Genomic DNA, 8,012 nt, shown 5'->3' on the forward strand with positions numbered 1-8,012 from the left:
CGTGGCCGGACTTCGAAACCCTTCGGAAGGTACAGGATCGCGTCGAACTGTTCGCGGCCGCCGACGGAGTCGGCGTAGTCGCGCAGCGAGAGCGAGACATCGATCTCGGGTGCGCCACCGCCGGCGAGCACCTTGCCGTCTTCGAGCGTCGTTCGGACGACGCCGAGGGAATCCTCGACGGCGCGGTCGATCTCGTCGATGACGTGCTCGGTGCCACCGCGGAGGATCAGGGTGACGGCCTTCGCGTCCTCGACGTCTTCGACGAAGATGCGCTGGTCGCCGGCGATCTCCTTCTGGGCGACGCTACCGGCGGCACCGAGGTCGTCCTCGGACAGGTCGTCGACACTCGAGACGGGAGTCGCGCCGGTCGCGCGGGCGAGCTGGGACTGGTCGCTCGACTTGACGCGACGGACGGCGATGATGCCCTCCTGTGCGAGGTAGTGCTGGGCCATGTCGTCGATGCCGCCGTCGACGAAGACGACGTCAGCGCCGACATCGGCGACCTGTTCTGCCATCTCGCGCAGCTGGGCCTCTTCCTGCTCGAGGAACTGCTCGAGCTGGTCGGGGTCGGTGACGTTGACTTCGGCGTCGATCTCGGTCTCCTTGATCTCGAGGTCCCCGTTGACGATCGCGACGTTGGCGTCCTCGGCGAAGTACGGCATGTTGTCGGAGACGCGCTCCTTGTCGACGATGACGCCTTCGACGAGTTCGGAGTTCTCGACGGAGCCGCCGACGACCTTCTCGACTTTGATGTTGTCCGTGTCGACGCCCTCGTCGTCCGAAACTGCGCGGACGGCCTCGACGGCGAGTCGCGAGAGCAGGTCCTTGGCGTTCTCCGCGCCCTTGCCGGTCATCGCCGTCGCGGCGATCTGCTCGAGGATCTCGGTGTCTCCCTCGTCGACGTCGATGGCGATCTCTTCGAGAGCGGCGGTGGCTTCCTCGGCGGCCTCTCGGTACCCCTGGGCGAGGGTAGTTGCGTGGATGTCCTGATCGAGGAGATCCTCGGCCTGGCTGAGGAGTTCGCCGGCGATGACGACGGCGCTGGTGGTGCCGTCACCGACTTCCTCTTCCTGGGTCTCGGCGACTTCGACGATCATGTCGGCCGCGGGGTGGTCGATCTCCATCTCCGAAAGCAGTGTGACACCGTCGTTGGTGACGATGACGTTGCCCGAGGAGTCGACGAGCATCTTGTCCATCCCCTTCGGGCCGAGCGTCGTCCGAACGGACTCGGCGACGGCCTTCCCGGCCTGTACGTTCATCGACTGCGCGTCCTCTCCGGAGGTTCGCTGACTGTCCTCCGAGAGTACGATAAGGGGCTGATTGCCCATCTGCTGTTGAGCCATAGTCACTCGAGTGATTGTTTGTGATTCTATATAAGCCTTTTCCTATCAGATGGGGGAGAGTGCTCGAGGTGGCCCCTGTCTTGCGTTTTCGATCCGATGGACGTTCGGGTATATATGATCGAATTACGTGAGAATCGTCGAATGGCTGCGCGTCGCCAGTGATTGTAGCGGCATTCGAACAGCCGCGGGAAAATGAACTCGGCCGATTAACTGACAGGGCGCGTGCGTAGATACGGCAACGAAGCGGACGAAAACCGAGTCGTGAGCGCCAGAGTGCTCGGTTAGGACTGGCCGCCGGGGAACCGGTGATACTCCATCCCCTTGTGCTTCATCTCGTTGTGCTTCTCCTCGAGGAAGGAGTAGACCGCGCCGTGGGGTGCCCCGTCGAGGAGCATCTCGGCGGCGCTGCGGACCACGTCGACCTCCTGTGGGCCGCCGATGACCCCGAGCGTCGAGCCGTAGATGACGACGTCGGCCCCGGTCAGCTCCTCCATCAGTTCACGGGTCCGACCGCTCTCGCCGATGAGCCGGCCCTTCTTACGCTTCATGTCGGTCTTGTTGCGCGAGGCGGCGTCGATGTCGACGACGTCGAACAACATCATGTCGTCCTCGAGCAGTCGCAGGGCGTCTTCGGGTGCGAATCCGCGCCCGATGGCACGAACGATCTCGGGGCCTTTGAGGCCGAGCACGGGGTCGCCGACGGTTTCGACGGCGACGGAGCCGTTCTCCGAGTCGATGTCGAGTCGCACTTCCGCTTCCGCCTCGATCTCGCGCATCGTCTCGCCTCCTTCACCGATGAGAACGCCGATGCGGTCCTGCGGAATCTTCACGTGCTGCATACGGTTCGCTACTGGCTGGGCGAGGTTAAGCGCTTGGTCCGCGAGCACCGGGTGGGTCGTGGCACCGACCCGCGCGGTCATCTCGGTCGCCGGTGGCCGACTCGAACCGTCGAAGGGGCGGATTCGAACGCCGGTTCTCGATGGCGGATACCGCTGCGAGCCGACGCCGTTGGCTGTCCGACGCTTCCGCAGTCAGAGCCGGGGCTGCTCTTATAAGTCGCGCTCGAACGTATCGAACGGCATGGCACCCGAACCGATGTACGACGTGTCCGTCTCGACAAACGAACCGCTCGAGGGAACGCTGATCGTCGGGCTCGCGAACGTCGGACTGGCGGGACTCACGGCCGTCGACTACCTCGTCACCCACCGCGAGTTCGAACGAGTGGGATACGTTCGATCCCGCGGCCTGCCGGAGATCACCCCGGTCGAGAACGGCGAACCGCGACATCCCACGCGCGTATACGCATCGACGCAGATCGACTGCACCGTGTTGCTCAGCGAACTGTTCGTTCCGGTATGGGCGGCCGACGCGTTCGTCGAGGGCGTTCTGGAGTGGGTCGATTCGACCGGGATCGACGAGCTGGCCGTCTTTCACGGCGTCCCGTATCCGCACGGTCCGGACGAACACGACGTCTTCTCCGTCGCCACGCCGGAGTACAGGAACCGCCGGCTCGCCGAATCGACCGTCTCTCCGGTCAGCGGGGGCGTCCTCGACGGTGTCGCGGGCGCACTGACGATCCGCAGTCTGGAACGGGAGGCCCCGCCGCTCGGCGCGTTCGTCACCCCGACGCATCCGCCCGGGCCGGACCTCGAGGCGTCACTCCGATATCTGGAACTGCTGGAAACCGTCTACGACATCGAAATCGACGACGAACAGCTTCGCGAACGAGCCGCGGAGCTCCAGCGGTACTACGGTGAACTCGCGGATCGAATAGGGGCGCTCGATTCCCAGGCGAATCCCGAGAACCGGAGCTTTCCGGAAGATCGAATGTTCATGTGAACCGGAGCCGGCGGTGACCGGCACCGCTCGATCGTAAGTCGGTGCTACTCGAGGACCGATCGGAACCGCACCGACGCCGATCGCGTGTCGAGGATCGCCACGGTCCGGTCCTCCTCGGACTTCGCCAGGAAATGCGCCCCCGGGTTGAGTACCGTCGTCCGGCCCTCTTCGGCGTGTTCTCGCCGGTGGTGGTGGCCGTAACAGACGAAATCGTACGTCTCGCCGGCCGCGATCGCCTCGACCTCGGCTTTGCTCTCGCCGTGGAGGACTGCAAAGGAGAGACCGTCGAACTCGAGGTCCGCGAATCGACCGTGAAGCTGGCTCTCGCCCCCCAACGAGTCGAAGGCGGCCCGGAGATTGGCGACGTCGCCGTCGTTGTTCCCGAGAACGCCGTGGAGTTCGAACTCCTCGAAGTACGGCACTATCAGCGGGGCGACGAAGTCGCCGCAGTGGACGACGATTTCGACGCCCTCCTCCCGGAAAATCTCGATGGCACGTTCGGTCGCCTCGGCGTTGTCGTGCGTGTCCGAAATGATGCCGACGTTCATATTCGTTCGCGCGCGGGCGAGCCACTAAGGCGTTCGGGACGCCCCGACGGCAGTGCGGCGATCAGCTCCGCGAGGGATCCGGCTCCGGACTCGTGACGAACTCGAACAGCTCGTCGCCGGTCACCTCGAGACCCTGCCGGGAGAAGAAACTCGCCACGTTCCGACAGTCCCGCTCGAGGAACTCGCGACTGTTGGGATGGTGGACGGTGACGGCCTGCCCGAGGTCGATGAACACGAGCTGGCCCTCGCTCTCGTCGAAGACGACGTTGTACTCGCTCAGGTCGCCGTGGATCAGCCCCGCCGAGTAGAGCCGTCGCATGTACTCGCGCATGACCTCGTAGGCCGTCTGCGGGTTCTCGATCTGGACCTCGCCGAGGCGTTTCGCGCGCCCCTCCTCGGTACCGATGTACTCCATGACCAGCACGTTGCGCTCGGTGGCGAGGGGGTCAGGCACCCGCACCCCGGCCGCCTGCGCTCGCCGGAGGTTCGCCAGTTCCTTCTTGGTCCACGCGAGGACGACGTCCTTCTTCTTGCCGCCCAGGCCCTCGAAGCGAGGGTCTCCCTCGAGGTAGTCGCGCATCTGCGTAAAGTTCGAGGCGTTGATCCGGTAGATCTTGACCGCGACCTCGCGGTCGTCGCCCTGCGCAAGGTAGACGTTGGCCTCTTTGCCCGTCGAGAGCGGCCCGCCGAACGCCTCGACGTAGCCGTCCTGGACGAGTTTGTAGAGCGCCGCCAGCGTCGCGTCGTCGAACACCGATTGCTCGACCTTGAACTGGTCGGCGTCCTTGATCCGCTCCTCGAACTGCTCGAACTTCCGGTCGCGCTTGCGGGCGATGCGATCGGCATCGGTCTCCGAGACGTCGATCTCCTCCCACTCGTCGCCCGGGCTCTCGACGTCCTCGAGGTCGACCAGTCCGAACTCCGTTCCCCGTCCCATCTGTTCGGCTCTACGCGACGAGTGCGGGTAAATACTGGGTATCGGTCGACCGGTCTCGATCCGACGGCGACCGGGCGAGCGCTCGCGTCTCCCTTTTCCGGCTGCCCGTCGTAACACCGGCTGTGAGTCACGCGAGCGAACAGCGACCAACACTCGAGGGGAACCGATGACGGACTACGACGTGACGCTTGAGCGGACCGACGGCCCGACCCGAACGATCGCCGTCGACGAGGACGAGACGGTGCTCGAGGCGGCCCAGCGGGCCGGCGTTCGGCTTCCGTACGACTGCCGGAAGGGAACGTGTATCACCTGCGTCGGTCGGCTGACCGCGATCGAGGCGGGAGAGCGCGACGCCGAGGAAGGCGAAACGGACCGCCCGCTCGACCCCGCAGACGCGTTCACCTATCGACGGTCACCGGCGGCGCTGACTGAGCCCGAACGGGCGGACGGGTACGTCCTGTTGTGTATCGCTTCGCCGCGGGTCGACTGCCGCCTCGAGGTCGGACCGCGGGTCCGCGCCGAAGTCGGCGACAGTCCCTGGGCATGACATCCTCCCCGGCGTGAACGCCGGGGTTTCCTCACGCTGGGGGGTATCGACTACCGACCCGCGGAGGCAACTTGCGGGTTCGTATGCTCCTCGTTGGGACGGAGAGAGCGTGATGACTCCAACCATTCGTGGTTGTCCCACGTGAGGCATACAGGCCGTGCCATCGACCGTGTTATCGTTGTCTGCCGTCTCAGGAACGTCTCTGACGCTACGAGGTCGGCGTGCCCTTCGAACCCACACGGACACGTCAACGTGTCTCTGTGGCGCGTCGTATCCTCTTTCGCACCGATGTCCAGAGCGGCTTCTTCCGAAGCCAGTGGGTGTGCCAGTCGAAAATGGTCTTCACTGATTGTGACTGGCTGAGAGGCCCTGAACGATTGTGCTTGCTCGTCGTAGAACAACTCCAACCGACCCTGCTTTTCGTACTCCTTCCAGTGGGTCACCTCGGACTTCGAGCCGGAGGCGTTCGCGGTGTCCCAACCCGTACTCGTCTTTCAGGTCTTTGCCGACGAGAATTTCGAGCCGGGAGTATTCGCCCCATTCGACGGAGTACGAAGTGTTGCGAATGTAGGTTCGGAGTTCGCGTCCGTCTTCCGAGTTGCCTCAGAATCCGGGCTTGCCGTTGGCTTCGCCCTTTTTCTTGAGGCTGAAAAACGACTTCCATGCGTCGCGGTTCTTGCGTTCGATCTGCTGAACCGTTGAAGCACCGAGAACACCGCCGTAGCGACCACGATACTCGCTGATGTCCCATACGTCTCCGTCCGGGTCCGCGTAGTTCTCGCGGCGCTCGTAGTTGATTTCGTTCCAGAGGGCGGCAGAAGCGTCCAACAGGCGTCGAAGCAACTCCTCGTCCTCATCGGACTGGGGAACCACATCGAACGTGTTGGCTCGCTTCATCAACTACTGGTTGCATCGGTACACACATAGAGATGTGGTTTGTGTGTTACTACATGGTCGAAGTACGCATCGAGTTCGATGACGAGGAACAGTATGAGCGGCTGAAGAAACTGAAGAAGCACCGCGGGTTGACATGGAAGGGGTTGCTCCTCGAAGGCGAGAAGAAAGTCAGAGAGGATACCCCAGAATAAGCGCCGAACGTGGATTATGAAGTGGAGTATCGGATTCACACTCGCCCTAAAGGGCGGGACTCTCTCTTGAATCAGGTAGCGACTCTCGGCCCCCTAACCAGATTTATCTCCGTGCTCGTGGTGGAACGATCCATGAGTGATGCTAGCGCACCAGGCGATGTCGAACCGGACCACGGCCACGATCACGACCACCACGAGGGTCCCGGCTACTCGACGCCGCAGGCAGCCATCGAAGAGGGCGAGCGGGAACGGTTGGCCTACGTCATGAGCCTCTACGTCGGCACCGATGTCGACGCGCCGGACTTCGTGGCGGTCGTCGACCTCGATCCCGACTCGGACACCTACTGCGAAATCGTCGACCGCATCGAACTGCCGAATCGCGGCGACGAACTCCACCACTTCGGGTGGAACGCCTGCTCGTCGTCGTGTCATATGGAGGGCCTCGAGCGGCGACACCTGATCGTCCCCGGGCAGCGCTCCTCGCGGATCCACGTGATCGACGCGCAAGACCGGCGGAATCCCGAACTCGAGACGGTGATCGAACCCGAGGAGGTCTTCGAACACGACCTCTCGGCTCCGCATACCGTCCACTGCATCCCGGACGGAGAGATCCTGATCAGCATGCTCGGCGACGCCGACGGCGAGTTGCCGGGCGGCTTCCTCGAGTTGAATGAGGACTTCGAGATCGAAGGGCGATGGGAGCCGCCGGGCGAGATCGAGATGAACTACGACTACTGGTACCAGCCCCGTCAGAACGTGATGGTCTCGAGCGAGTGGGCCGCACCGAAGACCTACTATCCGGGGTTCGACCTCGACGACGTCGAGGCGGGCGAGTACGGCCAGCGGCTCCACTTCTGGGACTGGGAGGACCGAACCGTCGAACAGACCATCGATCTCGGCGAGGAGGGACTGATCCCCCTCGAGGTGCGCTTTCTCCACACGCCCGAATCGACCCACGGGTTCGTCGGGGCCGCGCTCTCGTCGAACGTCTTCCACTTCTGGCGCGACGAGAGCGCGGCCGATAGCGAGGGGAAGTACCGCGCCGAGAAAGTGATCGACTTCGAGGCCCGCGAGCACGACGACTGGGACATGCCCGTCCCCGCCCTGCCGACCGACATCCTGATCTCGATGGACGACCGATACCTGTTCGGCTCGAACTGGCTCCACGGAGAGGTCTGGATGTACGATATCTCGGACCCGGCGAACCCGCGGCGGGCCGATTCGCTGTCGGTCGGCGGCACCTTCGGCGAGGTTCAGGAGGTTCGGGGTCGCGAACTGAGCGCCGGCCCGCAGATGGTCCAGCTCTCGCTGGACGGCGAACGGCTCTACTGGACCACCTCGCTGTTCTCCTCGTGGGACGAGCAGTTCTACCCCGAGGAGGGCGAGCGGGGCTCGGTGATGCTGAAAGCCGACGTCGATCCCCGAAAGGGAACCCTCGAGCTGGACGAGGATTTCCTGGTCGACTGGGGCGAGTGCCCGGCTGGACCGGCCCGCGCCCACGAGATCCGGTGGCCCGACGGCGACTGCACGAGCGACGTCTGGCAGTGATCCGCCGACCCGGCAAATGACGAGCCACGACGTGACTCTCGAGTGGCCCGACGGCCGGACGAAGACCGTCGAGGTCGACGAGGACGAGACGATCCTCGGGGCCGCCGAGTGCGACGGGGCCGTGCTCCCGTACGGCTGTCGGACGGGCGCCTGCGGAACCTG

At 64.1% G+C, this 8,012-nt stretch carries 9 protein-coding genes and 1 pseudogene; 5 read left to right on the forward strand and 5 right to left on the reverse strand.

All coding sequences use genetic code 11. The features are described from left to right. Both thsA and PGX04_RS11540 read right to left on the reverse strand, forming a co-directional pair. A partial coding sequence (gene thsA / locus PGX04_RS11535) for a thermosome subunit alpha (RefSeq protein ID WP_273738648.1) occupies window positions 1-1,328 on the reverse strand: 1,328 nt, incomplete at its 3' end. Between the two features lie 296 nt (window positions 1,329-1,624). Then, window positions 1,625-2,182, reverse strand: a complete 558-nt coding sequence (locus PGX04_RS11540) for a KH domain-containing protein (protein ID WP_273738640.1) — start codon at window positions 2,180-2,182, stop codon at window positions 1,625-1,627. Between the two features lie 241 nt (window positions 2,183-2,423). Between PGX04_RS11540 and PGX04_RS11545 the strand changes: the two genes are divergently transcribed. After that, window positions 2,424-3,182 (forward strand): proteasome assembly chaperone family protein, encoded by a 759-nt coding sequence (locus PGX04_RS11545; protein ID WP_273738641.1) that lies wholly within the window; start codon window positions 2,424-2,426, stop codon window positions 3,180-3,182. A 44-nt stretch (window positions 3,183-3,226) separates the two neighbouring features. Here PGX04_RS11545 and PGX04_RS11550 read toward each other — a convergent pair whose 3' ends face one another. Together PGX04_RS11550 and rio1 are read right to left on the reverse strand one after the other, a co-directional pair. After that, window positions 3,227-3,730, reverse strand: coding sequence for a metallophosphoesterase family protein (locus PGX04_RS11550; protein WP_273738643.1), 504 nt, complete (start codon window positions 3,728-3,730; stop codon window positions 3,227-3,229). Between the two features lie 61 nt (window positions 3,731-3,791). Continuing rightward, window positions 3,792-4,667: a serine/threonine-protein kinase Rio1 gene (rio1, locus tag PGX04_RS11555; RefSeq protein WP_273738644.1), complete on the reverse strand. Its 876-nt coding sequence runs from the start codon at window positions 4,665-4,667 to the stop codon at window positions 3,792-3,794. Window positions 4,668-4,833: 166 nt separating this feature from the next. Between rio1 and PGX04_RS11560 the strand changes: the two genes are divergently transcribed. Next, window positions 4,834-5,214: a 2Fe-2S iron-sulfur cluster-binding protein gene (locus PGX04_RS11560; RefSeq protein ID WP_273738645.1), complete on the forward strand. Its 381-nt coding sequence runs from the start codon at window positions 4,834-4,836 to the stop codon at window positions 5,212-5,214. A gap of 50 nt (window positions 5,215-5,264) precedes the next feature. On the opposite strand, the pseudogene PGX04_RS11565 reads toward PGX04_RS11560, so the two are convergent. Then, window positions 5,265-6,111 (reverse strand): annotated as a pseudogene (locus PGX04_RS11565) (hypothetical protein). A gap of 32 nt (window positions 6,112-6,143) precedes the next feature. Between PGX04_RS11565 and PGX04_RS11570 the strand changes: the two are divergent. The 3 genes from PGX04_RS11570 to PGX04_RS11580 form a co-directional block, all read left to right on the forward strand. Next, complete coding sequence (locus PGX04_RS11570) at window positions 6,144-6,302, forward strand: hypothetical protein (RefSeq protein WP_273738646.1); 159 nt, start codon at window positions 6,144-6,146, stop codon at window positions 6,300-6,302. Between the two features lie 132 nt (window positions 6,303-6,434). Continuing rightward, a complete protein-coding gene (locus PGX04_RS11575) occupies window positions 6,435-7,850 on the forward strand; it encodes a selenium-binding protein SBP56-related protein (protein ID WP_273738647.1) in 1,416 nt (471 codons plus the stop codon). A gap of 16 nt (window positions 7,851-7,866) precedes the next feature. Next, the coding region (locus PGX04_RS11580) for a 2Fe-2S iron-sulfur cluster-binding protein (protein WP_273738649.1) at window positions 7,867-8,012 on the forward strand (146 nt) is incomplete at its 3' end.

The sequence above is a fragment of the Natrinema soli genome, assembly GCF_028618695.1.

What these genes read in the sequence shown, in the direction of transcription:
- PGX04_RS11540 (WP_273738640.1), bottom strand. Translation starts at nt 2,182, where the DNA reads ATGCAGCACGTGAAGATTCCGCAGGACCGCATCGGCGTTCTCATCGGT.
- PGX04_RS11545 (WP_273738641.1), top strand. Translation starts at nt 2,424, where the DNA reads ATGGCACCCGAACCGATGTACGACGTGTCCGTCTCGACAAACGAACCG.
- PGX04_RS11550 (WP_273738643.1), bottom strand. Translation starts at nt 3,730, where the DNA reads ATGAACGTCGGCATCATTTCGGACACGCACGACAACGCCGAGGCGACC.
- rio1 (WP_273738644.1), bottom strand. Translation starts at nt 4,667, where the DNA reads ATGGGACGGGGAACGGAGTTCGGACTGGTCGACCTCGAGGACGTCGAG.
- PGX04_RS11560 (WP_273738645.1), top strand. Translation starts at nt 4,834, where the DNA reads ATGACGGACTACGACGTGACGCTTGAGCGGACCGACGGCCCGACCCGA.
- PGX04_RS11570 (WP_273738646.1), top strand. Translation starts at nt 6,144, where the DNA reads ATGTGGTTTGTGTGTTACTACATGGTCGAAGTACGCATCGAGTTCGAT.
- PGX04_RS11575 (WP_273738647.1), top strand. Translation starts at nt 6,435, where the DNA reads ATGAGTGATGCTAGCGCACCAGGCGATGTCGAACCGGACCACGGCCAC.